General features: G+C 27.7%; 20 protein-coding genes. 19 read left to right on the top strand and 1 reads right to left on the bottom strand.

Translation table 4 applies throughout. The features are described from left to right. The first annotated feature begins 23 nt into the window (after positions 1-23). From parC to SSYRP_RS02770, 5 genes are all read left to right on the top strand, one after another. Positions 24-3,359, top strand: coding sequence for a DNA topoisomerase IV subunit A (gene parC / locus SSYRP_RS02790; protein WP_016340793.1), 3,336 nt, complete (start codon positions 24-26; stop codon positions 3,357-3,359). Positions 3,360-3,401: 42 nt separating this feature from the next. Beyond that, positions 3,402-4,205, top strand: coding sequence for an ATP-binding cassette domain-containing protein (locus tag SSYRP_RS02785; RefSeq protein ID WP_016340792.1), 804 nt, complete (start codon positions 3,402-3,404; stop codon positions 4,203-4,205). Next, the gene (locus SSYRP_RS02780; RefSeq protein WP_016340791.1) at positions 4,153-4,926 is read left to right on the top strand and encodes a hypothetical protein; all 774 of its coding nucleotides are present in this window, start codon (positions 4,153-4,155) and stop codon (positions 4,924-4,926) included. The genes SSYRP_RS02785 and SSYRP_RS02780 overlap by 53 nt, the downstream gene beginning before the upstream one ends. Positions 4,927-4,995: 69 nt before the next feature. Then, the gene (locus SSYRP_RS02775) at positions 4,996-5,220 is read left to right on the top strand and encodes a heavy-metal-associated domain-containing protein (RefSeq protein ID WP_016340790.1); all 225 of its coding nucleotides are present in this window, start codon (positions 4,996-4,998) and stop codon (positions 5,218-5,220) included. A 9-nt stretch (positions 5,221-5,229) separates the two neighbouring features. Beyond that, positions 5,230-7,170 carry a heavy metal translocating P-type ATPase gene (locus SSYRP_RS02770; RefSeq protein ID WP_016340789.1) on the top strand — a complete coding sequence of 647 codons (1,941 nt, stop codon included), beginning with the start codon at positions 5,230-5,232 and terminating at the stop codon, positions 7,168-7,170. 57 nt (positions 7,171-7,227) lie between these two features. Here SSYRP_RS02770 and pnuC read toward each other — a convergent pair whose 3' ends face one another. Next, the gene (pnuC, locus tag SSYRP_RS02765) at positions 7,228-8,148 is read right to left on the bottom strand and encodes a nicotinamide riboside transporter PnuC (RefSeq protein WP_016340788.1); all 921 of its coding nucleotides are present in this window, start codon (positions 8,146-8,148) and stop codon (positions 7,228-7,230) included. A gap of 235 nt (positions 8,149-8,383) precedes the next feature. On the opposite strand from pnuC, the gene SSYRP_RS02760 reads away from it, so the two are divergent. The 14 genes from SSYRP_RS02760 to SSYRP_RS02695 all read left to right on the top strand — a co-directional run bounded on the left by SSYRP_RS02760 (position 8,384) and on the right by SSYRP_RS02695 (position 18,539). Continuing rightward, on the top strand, positions 8,384-9,253 hold the full coding sequence (locus tag SSYRP_RS02760; protein ID WP_016340787.1) for a formate/nitrite transporter family protein: 870 nt from the start codon (positions 8,384-8,386) through the stop codon (positions 9,251-9,253). A gap of 104 nt (positions 9,254-9,357) precedes the next feature. Next, on the top strand, positions 9,358-9,507 hold the full coding sequence (gene rpmG, locus SSYRP_RS02755; RefSeq protein ID WP_016340786.1) for a 50S ribosomal protein L33: 150 nt from the start codon (positions 9,358-9,360) through the stop codon (positions 9,505-9,507). 96 nt (positions 9,508-9,603) lie between these two features. Then, positions 9,604-9,999: a hypothetical protein gene (locus tag SSYRP_RS02750; protein WP_016340785.1), complete on the top strand. Its 396-nt coding sequence runs from the start codon at positions 9,604-9,606 to the stop codon at positions 9,997-9,999. A 75-nt stretch (positions 10,000-10,074) separates the two neighbouring features. Then, a complete protein-coding gene (locus SSYRP_RS02745; RefSeq protein ID WP_016340784.1) occupies positions 10,075-10,824 on the top strand; it encodes a TMEM164 family acyltransferase in 750 nt (249 codons plus the stop codon). 57 nt (positions 10,825-10,881) lie between these two features. Then, a complete protein-coding gene (locus SSYRP_RS02740) occupies positions 10,882-11,964 on the top strand; it encodes a TDT family transporter (protein WP_016340783.1) in 1,083 nt (360 codons plus the stop codon). A 67-nt stretch (positions 11,965-12,031) separates the two neighbouring features. After that, positions 12,032-12,406 (top strand): hypothetical protein, encoded by a 375-nt coding sequence (locus tag SSYRP_RS02735; RefSeq protein ID WP_016340782.1) that lies wholly within the window; start codon positions 12,032-12,034, stop codon positions 12,404-12,406. A 57-nt stretch (positions 12,407-12,463) separates the two neighbouring features. Next, positions 12,464-13,054: a hypothetical protein gene (locus SSYRP_RS02730; protein ID WP_016340781.1), complete on the top strand. Its 591-nt coding sequence runs from the start codon at positions 12,464-12,466 to the stop codon at positions 13,052-13,054. Positions 13,055-13,102: 48 nt separating this feature from the next. Further along, complete coding sequence (locus tag SSYRP_RS02725; RefSeq protein ID WP_016340780.1) at positions 13,103-13,834, top strand: ABC transporter ATP-binding protein; 732 nt, start codon at positions 13,103-13,105, stop codon at positions 13,832-13,834. Further along, a complete protein-coding gene (locus tag SSYRP_RS02720; protein ID WP_016340779.1) occupies positions 13,824-14,576 on the top strand; it encodes an ABC transporter permease in 753 nt (250 codons plus the stop codon). The genes SSYRP_RS02725 and SSYRP_RS02720 overlap by 11 nt, the downstream gene beginning before the upstream one ends. A 144-nt stretch (positions 14,577-14,720) precedes the next feature. After that, entirely contained in the window at positions 14,721-15,089 is a 369-nt protein-coding gene (locus tag SSYRP_RS02715) for a hypothetical protein (RefSeq protein ID WP_016340778.1), read from the top strand. Positions 15,090-15,266: 177 nt separating this feature from the next. Continuing rightward, positions 15,267-16,028: a TMEM164 family acyltransferase gene (locus SSYRP_RS02710; protein WP_016340777.1), complete on the top strand. Its 762-nt coding sequence runs from the start codon at positions 15,267-15,269 to the stop codon at positions 16,026-16,028. Positions 16,029-16,050: 22 nt separating this feature from the next. Then, positions 16,051-17,181: a phosphatase PAP2 family protein gene (locus SSYRP_RS02705; protein ID WP_016340776.1), complete on the top strand. Its 1,131-nt coding sequence runs from the start codon at positions 16,051-16,053 to the stop codon at positions 17,179-17,181. Between the two features lie 245 nt (positions 17,182-17,426). Beyond that, positions 17,427-18,179, top strand: a complete 753-nt coding sequence (locus SSYRP_RS02700; RefSeq protein WP_016340775.1) for a polysaccharide deacetylase family protein — start codon at positions 17,427-17,429, stop codon at positions 18,177-18,179. Then, positions 18,180-18,539 (top strand): hypothetical protein, encoded by a 360-nt coding sequence (locus tag SSYRP_RS02695; RefSeq protein WP_016340774.1) that lies wholly within the window; start codon positions 18,180-18,182, stop codon positions 18,537-18,539. It begins immediately after the preceding gene. The last annotated feature ends 20 nt before the right edge of the window (positions 18,540-18,559 follow it).

Below are 18,559 nucleotides of genomic sequence, written 5' to 3'. Positions count from 1 at the left end.
AGATAAGAAAGGAAACCAACATTGTGAGTGATAATGTTAAACCAGAAAATTTAATTTATACTTTAAATGATATTATGGAAGACCGTTTTGGTCGTTATGCCAAATACATTATTCAAGATCGTGCTTTACCTGATGTGCGTGATGGATTAAAACCGGTTCAACGACGAATCCTTTTTGCGATGAATGAATTAAATTTAACTTTTAATTCGAGCTATAAAAAATCAGCACGGATTGTTGGGGAAGTAATTGGGAAGTATCACCCCCATGGTGATACTTCTGTTTATGATGCGATGGTTCGTTTATCACAAGACTGAAAAGTTCGTTATCCATTAATTGATATGCATGGAAATAATGGTTCAATTGATGGGGACCCAGCAGCGGCGATGCGTTATACCGAAACAAGATTAAGTGAAGTTGCTAGTTATTTATTACAAGATCTAGAAAAAGATACTGTGGCTTTTATTCCAAACTTTGATGATTCTGAACAAGAACCAGTTGTTTTACCAGCGTTATTCCCAAACCTATTAATTAATGGGGCCACAGGAATTGCAGCTGGATATGCAACAAATATCCCACCCCATAATTTACCAGAAATTATTGATGCAACAATTTTTTATTTATCAAAACCAACTTGTCGTTTGTCAGAGTTACTAAAATTTATTAAAGGCCCTGATTTTCCAACGGGAGGAATTGTCCAAGGCAAACAAGGAATTATTGATGCTTACCAAACAGGAAAAGGAAAAATTATTATTCGTAGTAAAATTACTAATGAAAACAATAATTTAGTTATTACTGAAATTCCTTATGAAGTTGTTAAACAAGATTTAGTTAAGAAAATTGATGATATTAAATATAATGAACCAGGCTTGAATATTAAAGAAGTTCGAGATGAAACTGATCGAACAGGATTACGAATTGTTATTGAATTAAGTAAACAAGCAAATTATGAAACAGTCCGTAAATACTTATTGAAAAATACTAACTTGCAAGTTTCATATAACTTTAATATTGTTGGAATTGCTAATAAACAACCAAAATTACTAGGACTAAAAGAAATCCTTGGTTATTATGTTGCTCACCAACAAGAGATTGTCACAAACCGTTCAAAATTTGAACTTGCTAAAGCAACTAAACGTTCAGAAATTGTTGATGGTTTAATTAAAACAGTTAGCATTTTAGATGAAGTAATTGCTGTGATTCGTCATTCTAAAGATCGCCAAGATGCCATTAAAAATTTAGTGGTAAAATTTTCATTTACCCAATTACAAGCGGAAGCAATTGTGCAGTTACGTTTATATCGTTTAACATCAACTGACATTTTACAATTACAAGCTGAACAAAAAGAATTGAAAAATTTAATTACAGAATTAGAAGCAATTTTAAGTGACATTAATAAATTAAATAGTGTTATTGTTGAACAATTAACATTAATTAAAAATAAGTTTAATGCTCCTCGTCGTACTTTTATTGAAGAAGAAATTGAAACAATTGAAATTGAAAAAACTGAAACAATTATTGAAAAAGATTTAAATATTTGAGTATCATATGATGGTTATATTAAAGCATTAGAAAATAATCAACTAGCGCGTTTGGCAAATGAAGATTTTAAACGTAAGCCAAATGATCTTTGAATTGCTGATTTACAAGCTAATACCTTAGATAAATTATTATTAATAACTTCAAAAGGAAATTATGTTATTATTCCGGTTTACAAAATTAAGGTTTCAAAAATTAAAGATATTGGTGAACATGTTAATACAATTTCGGAATTACCAGGGGAAGAAAAAATTATTGGTTGTTACTTATTAAATGATTTTAATAAACCTGATAATTATATTATGTTAGCAACAAAAAATGGAATGATTAAAAAAACAGCTGTCCCTGATTTTATGGCAACGCGAATTAGTAAAGCGATTCGTGCGATTAACCTAAAAGGAGATGATGAAGTTGTTAATAGTCAATTAGTGACAAAACAACCATATATTATTATTGCCACAGCAAATGGTTTTGCTGTTAAATATAAAGCTAGTGAAATCCCAACTTTAGGATTACGAACAGCTGGGGTTAAGGCAATTAATTTAAAAGATGATATTGTCGTTAATGCTGGTTACTGTAAAGATGACTCAATTTTATTGTTGACCGATCATGGAACTGCCAAACGAATTGCCACAACTGAATTAGCATTATCAGCTCGGCCAATTAAAGGTGCTCGTCTGTTTAAACAAAATAAAAAATCACCAGAATTAGTTAAATTATTATTTATTGCAAAAAATAAAGATGTCTTAAATGTTTTAAATGCAAATGATGAAATTAATGTTTTTAAAGTTGATAAATTACCTGTAACTGGATTAGCATTACCAGCTGGTGAATTTGAGTTAAAAAACATTGTTAACGCCGTAATTCCAACATTTTATGATTTAAAACAAATTCCATCGGTGGCAAGTCCAACTGTAAATCCGAGTGAACCAAAACATCCTAGTCAAGCTGGGGTTAAAAAAGCCGTTGCTGCAAATCAAAAGCAAAGTAAAGCTTCAGTAACACCAGCAAAAAGTTCAGTCTCAACACCAAGTAAAGTAGCAAGTGAAAAAGGGGCGATTAAAGATCAAACATCGATTAGTAAAAATGATGATGAAGTTGACCTCAACCCGCAAAACAAGATAATGATAAATTTCAATGAGCCTGTTAAAGAAGATGATACAACAATTAGTAACTCTCTTTCATCAACACAAATAGTTGAAGAAGTGAAACAAGAAGGAAAAAATGAAGATTCTGTTCCTTCAGTTCCTGATGTGGCTAACAAAGTAAAGCCACAAACTGTAACAACGACAGTTGAGAAATTATTGGCTAAAAAGGAAGAACAAAAGCAGCAGGTAAAATCTGCGGAAAGTATTTCACCAGTTTCAGAAGTTGTTAAAGCACCAGAAATAAAGGAACCTGTTAAAGCGGTTAGTCCAACTGAATTTAAGTTAAAGTCATTTGGAAAAGTAACAACGACAGTTGAAAAATTATTAGCTAAAAAAGAAGAACAAAAACAGCAGATAAAATCTGCGGAAAGTATCTCACCAGTTTCGGAAGTTGTAAAAGAACCAGAAATAAAGGAACCTACCAAAACGGTTAGTCCAACTGAATTTAAGTTAAAGTCATTTGGAAAAGTAACAACGACAGTTGAAAAATTAGTTACTAAAAAAACAATAACATCAGAAATACCAGAACCAGAAAAATTAATTAAAGTTGATTTTACCAATAAAAAACCAACTAACAAAAAAGTTGATAAAACACAATTTAAAAATGATTTGGCAATTGATGAAACAAAAGAATTGCAAATTACCTTTGATGATTTATTAAAAGAGAAAAAATAGCTAAATTTTAGTTATAATTACTTTATTAAGGAAGGTGCCAAAATGCAACAAGAAAATAAGTATTTAGTCAAAGCAACAAATATTTCAAAAATTTATAATCATGAGCCTGTTTTATCAGATATTAATTTAGAGGTGAAAAAAGGTGATCGGATTGGAATTGTTGGGCCAAACGGGAGTGGGAAAACTACTTTATGTGAAATTTTAGCACAATTACGTCGTCCTTCCAGTGGTCAAGCCCTAAAAGAATATGGCGTTCGGATTGGTATGCAATTACAAGAGTCAAAATATCCAAAAGGAACAACTGCTTATGATATTTTAAACCTCTACTTAAAAGCTTATAAACTATATTTAGAGCCAGAAGTAATTTTAAGTTATTTAACAACGCTAAATGTGAAAGAATTAATGAATAAAGACATTTCAAAATTATCTGGGGGACAACAACAACGAATTAATATTTTATTAGCGTTAATTATTAATCCTGATTTAGTTATTCTTGATGAATTAGCGACTGGCTTAGATTTGGAAAGTAAAGAACGAATTTATGACCTTTTATCACAATTTCTTGGTGATCAAGAAAAAGGCTTAATTATTATTTCTCATAATATGGATGAAATTCAAAATTTTTGTGACACCTTAATTTTTATGGTTAATGGCGTTATTCAAAAAATTAGCAACGTCCAAGAAATTGTTCGCGAATTTGGGACAGTTGAAAAATTTGTAAAAGAAAAATTTAAAGAGTATCAAATTCAACCAACTAATATTAGCAATAGTAATTTAAATCAGGAGGTGTCAAATGATAAATGAGCAAAACAATGAAAAAAATACGTTGATAAAAACAAAAAATAGTTTATTAGTTAGTGAAAATATTAATATTTTAGCGCTATATCGTTTTTTTATTAATTATTTAAAACGTCAAAAAGTTGTTGCCATTTTCACTTTAATTATCATTCCCTTAGCAATTGTTTTTCAAGGTTTTTTTAATGGAGTAAAAGGATTTTATGATTTAAAATTAGGAATTACCTTTATTGCAATTGGCAGTGCCATTTCGATTTATGTTATTGTTGGATTTTTATTAGATTTAAAAATGTCCGTGATTTATAAACGAATTGGGTTATTAGGAATTAAACCATTTGGTTTTATTTTAATATCATTGTTCTATTGTTTAACCCTTGTTATTATTACTGATCTGTTAGTTTTAATTACAAGCATTATTATTACCGCTAGTTTAAAATTGAATTTTAGCAATGTTTTTTCAATAATTACTTTATTAGGTTTTGTTTTATCAATTTTTTCAACGATTTTTGTGACTTGTTTAATTTTGATTTTTGTTGTTTTAGTTTATTCACGTTCAATGCAAACCTTAATTTCAACAATTTTCAGTTTAATTTTTGTGGGGGGAGCTTTTATAATGGTGGTCTTTATTCCAATGGCTTTTGGCAATAATTACACCACAGTTATTACGAGCCCATTAGGAATAGGAATTTACTTTAGTATTATTGGGGGATTAATATTATTATCAGTGCTAAGCGTTTGAATTAACTTACGAATTTTTAAATGAGATAATTAAAAGGTCTATTGACCTCTTTTTAATTTTTAAATTAGTGCTAAAATTACCTTAACAAAGGAGAAGACAATTATGATGACATTAAAACTTTATGTTCCCGAATTAAATTGTAGTAGTTGTGCTAATGCAATTGAAAAAAAATTACAAAAAATAGTTGCGATTAAATTACTAATTGGGGTGGCAACAAAAACAGTTACAATAACTTTTAATCCCAATGAAATTAGTAAAGATGATATTTTGGCAAAAATGAAAAAAACTGGTTTTGATTATGATGAATTATCAGCAGAAATGGTTTAAGTTAAACAAATGGCTAACCAACAAAAGCGAAAATGATCAAAACGCCAAATTAGAAATACCTATGAATTAGTTCTGGCAATTTGCTGTGATTTACCATTATTATTGGCAATGATTCCAGGGTTAAACGTACTACATAATCAATGATTACAATTAGGGTTAACAACAGTTATCATGTTTTATTGTGGTCGCAATTATTACCTTAATATGTATCGGGAAATTTTTAAATGACATTCAATTGGGATGAATACCTTAATTGGAATAGGGACCTTAATAGCCTATGGGTATAGCATTTATATTATTGCTAGCGCTAGTGCTTATATGTTGTTGTTTGAAGTTGCTGGAACTATTATCACAATGATGCTAATTGGTAATTTAATTAATACTAGTGTGCAACAAAAAGTAACGGTGGGGATTAAAGATGTTGTTTCCTTGCAGGCCCAAAGCGCAAACCTTGTTGATGAAAATAATAATATTACCGTAGTTAATACCCGCCTTGTTAAACTTAATAACTTATTACTAGTTAAAAAAGGCGAGCAAGTACCAGTTGATGGCGTAATCACGTTGGGTGTTAGTTATCTTAATGAAGCAATGCTAACAGGGGAGAGCGCAATTGTGACAAAAAAAGTTGGTGATCATGTTATTGGCGGGACCATTAATATGGGTGAACCCTTTTATTTCAAAGCGCAGAAAGTTGGGGCCGACACTGTCTTAGCTAATATTTTACAAAAAGTTGATGAAATTCAAAGTCAAAAACCAAGAATGCAACAAATTGCTGATCGAATTGCGAAATGATTTACACCTTTTATTTTATTAATAGCCTTGGCTACTTTTTTAGCCCAGTATTTTTATTTTAATCCCGCAAATTTACCAAAGGGGATTAACATTGCAATTACAGTTATTGTTATTAGTTGCCCATGTGCTTTAGGATTAGCAACCCCCTTAGCAGTAGCTGTTGGTTTTGGGAAAGCAATTAAAGAGGGAATCATTTTTAATAACACGAGTGCTTTTGAAAAAATTAATAAAATTGATGCAATTGCGTTTGATAAAACAGGAACAATTACAACAGGAGTCTTAACAGTTGAAAAAATTATTGGTTCTGTAGAGAATTATCGTTTTATTTATCAATTAGAAAAACTATCTGCCCACCCAATTGCTAAAAGCATTATCGCTTTTTTTGGTGAAAAGAGTTTTCCTGATCTTAAATTTACAAATTTTACCGAACAACCTGGAAAGGGTCTAACAGGAGAATATCAAAATAAAGAATATCAATTATTAGAATATTCCCATGCTGTTGAAATGCAATATCCTAATATTGTTAAAAACGAAGTAGCGTTATTAAAACATCCTAATGCAACATTAGTTGCTTTAACTATTAACAAAACAATCACTAACATAATTATTTTAACTGATCAAATTCGTAGTGATGCCCAAGTAACAATTAGTAAATTTAAAAAACAAGGAATTGAATTACATATGATTAGTGGGGATAATCTAACCAGTGTTAAAATAACAGCGGATGCTTTAGGTATTCCAAATTATCATGGCCAAGTTGACCCAATGTTAAAAGCGCAAATAGTTAAAACAATTCAAGATAGTGGGAAAGTGACAGCTTATGTTGGGGATGGAATTAATGACTTAGTAGCATTACAACAAGCAGATTTTGCCATTGCGATGGGAGAAGAAAATGCTGGGGCTGTTAATGGTAGTGACATTACAATAATTCGACCAAGTATTTTTAATATTTACAAAGCTTTTGTTTTGACAAAATTAACAAGAAAGATTATTTGAACAAACTTTTTTTGGGCTTTTAGTTATAACTTAATTACAATTCCGTTAGCTATGGTTGGGATTATTCCACCAATTTTGGGGGCTGTTGTAATGGGCTTTAGCCAATTAGTAGTGTTATTAAATTCATTGGCATTTAATCAAATTAAACTAAAATTTAAGTAAAATTAATTAATGTTATTGCAGATAAAGCAATTAAAATTTTAGTTAAAAAAATAATTCCTATAATGTAGGAATTATTTTTTGTTTTGTTTTATTATTTCATGCTATTAAACCAATCACCGAATTACCAATAAAAAATATTGTTTGTATTAAAATATTAATATTAATTATGACTGGTTGATGAGCAATTAAACTAGTTAACCCTGAAAACATTGAAAATTGTAAAAGATTTAAAATAATTCATAAAATTCATTGTTCTTTGATCCGTAAGAACATTAGCAAGCAAGCAATAATAGCAAAACTATTTACTAAACTATCAAAAAGGTGAGGTAAAAATTGATTTACGTACGCATATTCTGATTGGACAATTGCGTAATGAAAAGCTGGAATTTCATAGTACCATGGCACTGTCAAAATTGCACAAGCCCCTAGGGCTAACGGAGCAATAATTCATCATGTTGTCTTTCTTGCTTGAACGGATGATGTTTGGCCATAAACAAGAGTACGTTGTCAAGAATACCATCCTAAAAACTGAAAAGGAACATAAAAGAAAAGATTTAGTTGCGCAGTTCCAGTATAGCCAAAATCAAATGCAAACAGGCCAAAAATAATTGCATTTATTAACCCCCAAAAATAAGTACTCATCTTACCTAAACTAATTAAAAAAACATTTAAGATACCAGTAAAGCTAGCTAAACCACTTAAACAGTATAATATGGCATCAACTCATTTAGGCATATTTCCTAAATAAACTTTTGGAGTACTTAATACATTTGTAATTGTAAAAAAAGAAGGACTAGTTGTACTATTAATTAAATGGTTAAAATCAAAAAAAGATAAAAATGTTACAACTCCACCAACAATAATTAATAAAATTTTGTAAATTTTGGGTAACTCTTTAATATCTTGAATTATTGTTTTTACTCCTAAAAAATTAATTGGCCTAGTAATAGTAAATCATTGTTTATTTTTTTGTTCCATTTTTTATACCTTTTTTCTTTTTAATTTTATGATAGTATCTAATAATTTTAAGTCTTTCAGTAAACTATAATCAAATTCTATCATTTTTTAATAAGTATTGATAAATAATAATTATTTTAAAAAGACAAGTTTTTTCTAAAATTTTATTAAATTATATATATTTTTTAAAATAGGTGTAGAATATAGTTGTGTAAAGCAATTAAATATTAAATTATGAAAGGGAAAATATATAAATATGAGTAATACACAAGAAACGAAAGGGGAACAGCCCTCAAATAAATTAGTGATTGAATCTGATCATTTTACAAATGAACAGACTTTTACTGAAATATATAAATATACTTTAAAGAAAGCAAAAAATTCATTTTTTAAAACATTTTTAATGGGATTAGCTGCTGGATTATTTATTGGCTTTGGTTACATTGCCTCAATTATGGCAACAAGAGGTGATTGAAGTAACTTACCAGTCGGATTGAAAAGCTTTGTGTTTGGAATTACTTTTACCGTTGCAATTGTTATGATTATTTTTCTTGGTGGTGAATTATTTACTTCCAATTCAATGATTTGTTTAGCCGTTGTAAAACGTCAAGTTTCAGTTCATCGCTTTGTATTAAACTTAACATTTGTTTTATTAGGAAATATTTTGGGATGTGCAATCTTGGCAATTATTACTTATTTTGCTGGATTTTTAAAAAGTGCTGATTTTTTAAATAACACAGTTGGAATGATTGAATCAAAACTGGACCATACTTGATATGAAAATTTTGCTAGTGCAATTTTATGTAATTTTTTAGTCGCCGGATCAGTATACGCTGCTCATTCAACTAAAAATACTGCAGGAAAATTCTTTCTAGTTGTTATTATCATTATGGCATTTGCAATTTCAGGATTTTCGCACGTTGTTGCTAATTGTTATTTATGAGCAATTCAACCATTTTTAGGTATTTATGGTAATAGTGCTGGTAGTTGACAAAACTTCTTAAAGTTTGGCTATACAATACAATTACCAACTCTATTTGGAAATTTCTTAAGTGGGGGAATCTTTTTACCATTTTTATACTACTTTATTTTTCGAAAAGACATTCCAGCTAAAATTACATTATAATATTTTGTAAAAAAATATCAAAAAGATTAGATTAATCATAATATTTTTGTTATGATATATCTGTTGGAAATATTCTAAAAGAAATAAGCAGAGAGGGTGTTAAAATGCGTGAAGGAGTAATTTTACGTTGCGATAATTGTAAAGAAGAAAACTACATTGCAAAGCGTGATAAGAAAAAACAACAAGAAAAACTTGAAGTTAAAAAACATTGTTCAAAATGTAATGCACATACATTACACAAAGAAAAAAAATAACTCTTTTAATGAAAGAGTTATTTTTTTATGTTATAGTTATAGTGGAACTAAAAAGGGTTGTTGGTTACTTTGAACTAACAAGAAAGGAAACGATAAATGTCAACTTTAAAACTTGATACTAAAATACAAACTTTATTAAAGTTTTTATTAAACTTAAAATTAAACTTTGTAGCAATTTCAAGAATTTTAAAAACCAGAACTGATATTACTTTTGAACAAAAAAGTTTATTGTTAAACATAATTAAGGATAAACAAAATTTACAAGTACTTGTTAAAGAACGAATAAGTATTAAAAAAAATAATAGAAAAGTTAATCAAACAACCAAAAATGATAAAAAAGTTAATATAATGGCCCAAACAATTGAAAAAGTAAAAAGTTTGCGTAATGCAAGTAATAATTATAATAAAATGGGGCAAGGACAAATTAGTTGAATTAATCCATATTATAATCTTAAAACTTTTCAGAAGGGAACAATTTTAAGAACAAATTAAAAAGTAAAAACTATTTTGCTTTTTTTTTTTTTTTTTGTTAGAATTTTAATTGTATTATTATAAAAGGAGAATTAAATGACAATTTTTTCACAAATCTTAGCAATTATAATTTCGATTCTCCTTCTAATGAGTTTACATGCTTTTCCTAACTTTTATGCCAAAAAAAATGTTCGTAATATTGTTAGAATTATAATATTTCTTTGAATGAGTTATGTACAAATTCAAGTTTGCTATCAACATGTTTTAAATAATAATTTTCAAACTCCAGGTTGATTTTATTTAGAATTATGTACTTTATCTGGTTGAATAACTATAATTTTAATGGTTTGACCTAATAAATTAATGTTACAATGCTTTTTCCCATACGCAATTTTTGGCCCAGTATTAACATTAATTGTCCCAAATAATTACCCACTTGTGACTGAATTATCATTTTATCGTTTTTATTTTGGGCACACAGCAATCTTATTTGGCTTTTTTTATCTTTATTGATATGGATTTACAGATTATCATTTTTCAAAAGACACTATTTTAAAGAGTATTATTAGTGGTTTAATTACTATTATTGCTGTTGAATTATTTAATCAATACTTTAATACTAATTATATCCTTGGTGACATAGAAGGAGCTTTAGGAATAAAATTGACCCGACCATTCTTATTTTTACTAACGATTGGGGTAATAGGACCAGTTTTAATCTTTTTATCATATTTACCAATTTATTTTTTCAAACCAATTTATGATTTAAAAAATGATCAATTTTATCATTCCACTTGAATCCAGCTGGTCACAGCAAAAATTATTTTAAAAAGAAAACAATTATAGTTAATGTGTTAAAATAATACCATTAGATTAAAAATAAAGGAAAATAAGAATACTACTATGCAAGAATTTTTTACCCGATTTTATCGTAATACTTCCAAACGACCATTAGCATTATCTGGAGCTGCTTTAGGAACAGCCACAATGGGAAATGCCTGAGGAATGTTTAATGAAACTGATCTTGTTTTTTCATTTGGACTTAGTTGATTAAAATACATCACAATTAGTTTTGCAATGTTAGTTGTCATTTTAATGTTATTTAAGTACTTTTTTGCCCCTAAAGATTTTATTTACGATTTTAAACATCCAACATTAAGTAATTTTATTCCCACTATTTTAATGACATGTTTTGTAATTAGTGGTTTTTATGGTCAAGTTAATTTGCCGATGGTTCAATTAATTATTTGATTAAGTTGTATTTCTCTCCATCTAATTTATATTATTTGTTTTACAATTTATCATGTGATTCATTTTTCGTGAAAAAATTATTTAGCATCATGATTTGTTCCCCCAATTGGAATTGTTGTGGCTTGTGTAATGTCAAAAGGGGTTGGGGCCAATATTAGTTTAGAATTTAGCCAAGGCATCCATCAATTATCACAATTTTGTTGATACCTAGGCTTAGGATACTATGTTGTTATGTTACCATTAATGATTTATAAATATAGTTTTACAACTCATCTTGAGCATAATAATTTACCAGCTTATGGGATTATGGCAGCACCCCCAAACCTTTTATTAGCAGGTTATCTTTCAACTTTTAGTTATACCCAAATTGCTAGCCAATATAATTTAGTTATTTTTGGTCTTGCCCCACTAGCAATCTTTTTTACAATTTGTGTTTATATTTCAATGTTTAAAACCTTTCAGAAAAAATTTATGCCATTATTTGCTTGTTATACTTTCCCATTAGCAATTGGGATGGTAGCAATGGTCAAACTAAGTACATGAATTATTACTATTTTTCCTAATGCATCACAATTAGCAGCAATTATTAAAGTATGAGCTTTAATTGCGACAATCACTGGAACAACAGTTATTTTATTTGTTGACATGGGATTAATTATTTTTAGTATTTATCATGTTTATTATCGCCATGATAATAAAGTTGTTAAAAATAAATTTTTAAAATATTTTATTTAACAAATAGCAATAAAGATTAAAATGATATAATAGAAAAAGTTTATGAAATAGTATTTTAGGAGAAAAAATGGAAAAACCAGCAAACAATTTACAAAATGAAGCAAAAATGTCTTTTCAAGAGTATAAAATCTTAGTTACCAAGGATGATATTATTAAATTTGAAAAAAACTTAAAACCTTTTTGATGAGAAAATATTCCGGTTATTGGGACAACAATTTATGCAATTAGGACCGGAATTAAACAAAGTGAGATTGATCGGGGGTTATTACGCAAAGAAATAACAGTCGCTTATACCATTTTTGTTTTTGCTTTTTTAATTTATTTATATGGTCTCTTATATTTATTAACACCATGATTTGGTTATTGAATTAATAGAACAGGTTTAAAAAGAGCGAAGAAAAAACTAGCGGAACTTGAAAATGAAACTAAGGATCTAAAATAACATATTTGCTTTAAATTAAAATATGCGATAAGATAATGAAAATAATGAGGTGTAGAAATGAATTTTAAAAAAATCAATAACTTAAGCATTACATTTTTAATTGCAATCTTTTCTTTAATATTTATCTGCACACTTAAGCTAAACTTAACATTTATTGAATCACTAATTAAAGTTTTAATTTTACTATTTGTTATTATCATTTTTTTAAGTCAAATTAATAAAAAAAATTATCGTAAAATAATTATCTTATTAAGTATTTTGACGATTATTGCAGTGATTTCAATGACATGGTTTATCTATACTTATATTTATTTTTATTTTCTTTATAATGTTTTTTCATTAATTATTTACTTATTGCAAGCTAGTAATTTGTTCTTTTTTGGTATTTTTATAGCCTTATGTATTGCGTTTTCTATTGTTAGTTATTACTATCTAAAAAATGATATTTTATTACAGTACTTATTTAATAACCTTATTTCAAAATATTCAGAAGATAATTTTGAAGATTTTTTCATCCAGTTAATAGAATATCATCAAACACTTATTACAGCGCAACATCATTTATATGAACCCCGAGTATTAGAATTTAACTTTGATCAAAAAGAGCTTTTAATTATTACTAAAGTAGCGAGAGTCTGTCCTTGATAATTTTTAACAACTTACAACATTAAAAATTATTAAAGGAGAAAAAAGAAAATGGAAATTATAAAATTTAATAACGTTACAAAACGATATAATGCCCAAAAAGGGGTTTTTGATATTTCCTTTACAATTAATAAGGGAGAAATCTTTGGTTTTTTAGGTCCATCAGGATCAGGAAAAACAACCATTATGCGAATTTTATTAGGATTTTTAAAAGAAGATTGTGGGGATATTTCAATTAATAATTTAGACCCAACAACCAAATCCCATTTGATTAATCGCGAAATTGGTTTTATTGCAGGAGAACAAATTATTCCAAATAACATGTCAATAAAAGGATATTTAAAATTTTATGCCCAATTAAGAGGAATTAAAGATTTAACAAAAATGGAAGCATTAATCAAATATTTTGATTTAGATACTAGTGGAAAAATCAAAAAAATGTCAAAAGGGATGAAACAAAAATTAGCTATCATTACAGCCTTTATGGGCGATTTTTCTATCTATGTTTTAGATGAACCAACAAGTGGTCTTGACCCTGTGATGCAAAATAATTTTGTTAAATTAGTAAAAAAAGAAAAAGCAGCTGGAAAAACTATTTTATTATGTTCGCACATTATGCGCGAAGTGGAAGTATTATGTGATCGTTTAACAATTTTAAAAAAAGGACGTTTAGTTCATACCTCAACGTTAGCCGCCATTCATGAAGAACAAAAAACAGTGGAAGAAAAATTTTGAGAATGTTATGGTCAAGATGAAATGGGGGAATTATTAAATGTATTTTAATCGTGGAATATTATCAAAAACTTTCAAAGATGCTTTAATTCCTTTTGTAGGTTTTACAAGTATTGGTCTATTATTTTTAATTGTCTACTTAGTCCAAACAACTCAACAACCGCATTTACCGGTAACTGGGCCAGGATCATTAATTCAAACTGTTTCTTCAATGTATTATTCAATGTTTGGCGTAATTATTAGTTTTATGTATTGTATTCTTGTTGCTAGTAAAATTATTGCCGGTGATGTCGAAGATGGTTCATGAGCTGTCTTACTAGTATCACAACATTCACGTAATAAAATTATGTTTAACAAAATTATTGGCTTTGTTTTAACAATCTTAGTGCAATATTTAGTTTTCTTTGTAATAGGGGCTATTATTATTGCCAGTTCAAATTTAGGTTATAAACCAATTGGTAAATTTGCTTTAGTTAATTTATCAATGTTTGCTTTAACAGTTTTATTTGCCAGCATTTGTGTTATTATTGCCACATTATTTGAACGTCGAATTTATCCAATGCTAATTACGGGAGCGATTTTTATTGCTTTTTATCTTTTTAAATTTTTAACAAAGATGTTTAATCAATTAGAAGTAATGGAATACTTTACAATTATTAGTTTATTTGTTCCTAAATGAATTGATAACGGTAATGCTAATATCGCAATTACTATTACAATGTCGTTAGTAGTTGGAACAGGTTTATTTATTGGTTCAATCTTTATATTTAATCGAAAAAATTTATCAATTTAAATAAAGAGAGCAGTTTATAACTGTTCTTTTTATTTATTTTATCTTAATTTGGTTTTTTGTTAAACATAAGATATGATATATCTATATCTATATCTATAAAAAGTAAAATAATAAGCTTTAGAAATATTAGAAAGGATTATCAAAATGAAACAAGAAAAAACAAAATCACCAGATAGTTTATGTAAAGCCGGATGCATTGTTACAATCGTAATTGCTGCAATTTTAATAGTTACTTCTATTACCCGAGGAGCTAGCGCTTTTGCTCAAGCTCATCTTATTACTAGCACTTACTATTCGACTGTTACAATGGTTTTAGGGATTTTATGATTTTGCTTTGCCGCAGCACAAATTGCTTCAATCCTTTTAGCAGTTTTTGTCCTAAATGGTAAAGCCAACAATCATATTGCTGCTGGAGTGGTATCAATCATTCTAACAGGAATTATTGGGGGAATCTTAATTTTAGTTGGCAAATATGAAACAAAAGTAATTACACCTGTACTTAATGTTGAATAATTATTGATTAATAAGAACTGTCTAAACAGTTTTTTTTTTTTTTTTTAAGATTATAAAAGTCAACAAAATATAACTTAATACAGCATTTATTTGCTATAATAAATACTGTATTAAGTTATAAAAACTTTTAATAGTAAAAATAATTATTAATAACAGAAAAATAGGAGAGCACAGAAAATGATTATATTTTCATGAATTTTAGCAATATTTTTATCAATTTTTTTAGTTTTATCTTTATGAATTTTTCCGCAGTTTTATCTTAAAACAACAAAATTCCTATATTTAAGAATTGGATTAGCAATATGACTTTTAATTGTTGAAATTGATCAATTTTGATACATGCTACATGGTGATGGTTGAAAACATTTTGCCAATTATTTTACCTTATATTCATGTACAATTGTGGCTTGAGTAGCTTTAATTATGTTAATTTATCCAAACCGCATTTTTTTAGAGTGTTTTTTCCCACTAGGAGTGATGGGGCCAATTTTAACATTAATCTTTCCAAGCCGCCAACCTACAATTTTAGAGTGAGATTTTTATGTTTTTTATTTTGGTCATACAATGACTTTATTTGCCTTTTTATATCTTTATTTATTTGGGGTGACAAATTACCATTTTTCTCGTCAATCAATTCAGCATAGTTTTATTACTGGTATTATTATTATTTTAGCTGTTGAGTTATTTAATCAGTATTTTAACACAAATTACATTGTTGGAGATATTGCTTGAGCAATTGGCTTAAAAGAATTAGCACGCCCATGACAGTTTTTAATTTCTTTCATATTAGGAATTCCAATTATTGGTCTTGGTCTGATGATCACGTACTTTTTCAAACCAATTTATCAATATCAGACCCACGAAAAATTGCATTTAACATGGTGGGAAATTTTAGTTAAACAACTTAAAAAAAATAATCATAATAAAAAAATAAATTAGGAGAAAGAAACAAGGTGAGTAAATGACCAAGAAAAATATTACCTTTTTTACCCCAAAAAATCCCAACCGATATTTTTTTATTATTCCATTGGCGATATTAATTCTTGCAAGTGTTGGGATATTAATTGCCACCGGATGATTTTGAATTGATTTTTTAATTGCGGATAAATTAGCCCAAGGTCTAACAACTGAATTTGGAAAATACTGATCTCGTTTTTATGAACAGTTAGGGAATAGCGAATTATTTGTTGTGTTAATTATTTATTTAACAATTTTGTTGGAAACATGGTTTTTAAGTAAAATTAAAGCCGGAAAAACAAAGTTTAAAAATCGTTATTGATTAGTTAACACTTACTATTTTATTATTATTGGCATTTGAATTATCATTAATTTAATTAATATTATTATAGTGCCCAATCAGGACACTGGTTTTGGGCCAGGGATCGACTATTTTTTAATTGATAGTATTAAATATCAATTAACCGGAATAATTCTAGCTTTTATTTATCAAACAATATTACTAGGATTAGGCTTATATTATATTCGTTATCGCTTAGTTAAAACAAATCGGTTATTATCAGAACAACATTGATTAAAAGCAATTAAAGCAATCTCATTTTTAGCTATAACCTATATCATTATTGTTATTTTAAAAATGACAACTCATCGATGATACTATTATAATGCTGTTTTTGGTGATTTAATGAAAGACCGTCCAGATTTATTAGAGCATTACCTTAATTCTAATTTTAAATATGGTTATAACAACGGAGCGGGTTATATTGATAATATTCCATGAGAATATCAATATCCATGGTGAAAACCATCTCTTCCGTTGGCTAATAATCCCCAAATGCCTGCTTTTAAAATGCCATGAAAATATGCTTTTCCTAGTGGCCATATTAATGCCACATACTTTTCTGGATCAATTATTCTTTTAGTCTTAAAAAATCATAATAATCAAAAAATTAATTGGAAAGTTAAGGGGATGTTTATTTTCTGATTGGCTCATATTTTATCAATGAATTTTGCTCTGATTGTCTTACGATTTCATTGAATTTCAGATACAGCTTTTACCTTTATTTTTTCCGGTGGGTTGATATTTATCATTCATTTTCTTATTAATAAAATTTTTCAAAAAAACATATTATAAAATATGTTTTTTTATTGATATTTATTTATAATAGATTTATCTCAAAAAATAACAAAAGGTAAAATTATTATCGATAGTTTTATTCTCCATGATTGAGATATTATTTAAAAATACTAAGGAGTAAATATGAAAACAAATTACAACTTTGCACCGATAAAAATATTAACGATAACTTTAACAACAAAATCAAATAATAACTTATTTTTTAAAATTTCTAATTAATAACAGCATATCATTTTTTTACCATGCTACAAAAAAAAGTAACTATTATTAATATTATTATTTGAACTTTCCTGATTCTAACTGTTATTATTTTTAATACTTTTATTACCCAACATAACTATGAAGTTAATCGAATTAATACGAAAGAAAAGGTTGTTATGCTGACATTTGATGATGGACCAGGTTTAGCTGATGAAAAAATTTTGGATATTTTAAAGTCGGAAAATGTGAAGGCAACTTTTTTCCAAACAGGGGTTAATTTAGATCGTTACAATCGTGAACCAGCAATTAAAAATATCTTAAATAGAATGATTAAAGAAGGACACGCCTTGGGGAATCATTCTTATAGCCATCAAAAATATCTTTTCAAACAAAAACTTTTAATTGATGAATTACAAAGAACTAACAATTTAATTAAAAATATTTATCGGGCAAATAGCCAGGTAATTAATGATAAAGACATCCCAATTCGAATGCCTTATTTACAGCATTTTCAAGGATTAGATTATGTCCAACAGAAATTAAACATTCCATTTTGAGTTAGAGGCTATTTAGGGACAGACTATGAAGAAAGTAAAACTGGCAAAAGAACAATCCTAAAACAGTATGAAACGCATTTAAAACCAGGGATTATTTATGTTGCTCATACGCGTGATTATGCCGAATTTTGATTACGCGATTTAATCAAATGGTTAAAAAAACAAGGTTATCAATTTGCCTCATTTAATAAAACTGATCCAAGTTATTATATGAATTATGGAAAGTTGGTGAATTAAATGTGAAGTTGATATGAAATTCTTGATGCCATTATTATTTTAATTGTCTTATCTTTTGGTGTAACTAATACAATTTTTATTCAAATTAAATGACAACAAAATAAAGGATTAATTAATAGTAAAGCTAAAAAAGTTACTTTAATAAGTCTTATTAGTTTAGTTTATTTTTTAACGACTGTTTTATTAATTGATTTTATTGTTTACAATGTTACAATAAATAATTCTTGATTAATTTTTAATATCATTCAAATTACAACGATGGTCCTAATCTTATTATTAGTGCCAGCATTATGAATAATTTACTTATACCAGCCTAAAAAAAGAAAAGGGAATTGGGCAAAGAATAAATTTGTTTCTTAAAATAGCAATGATATAATTGT

It is taken from the genome of Spiroplasma syrphidicola EA-1, assembly GCF_000400955.1.
GTDB lineage: Bacteria > Bacillota_I > Bacilli_A > Mycoplasmatales > Mycoplasmataceae > Spiroplasma > Spiroplasma syrphidicola.
Note: the sequence above shows the minus strand (reverse complement) of the source record. Positions and strands in the feature narration are given on the sequence as shown.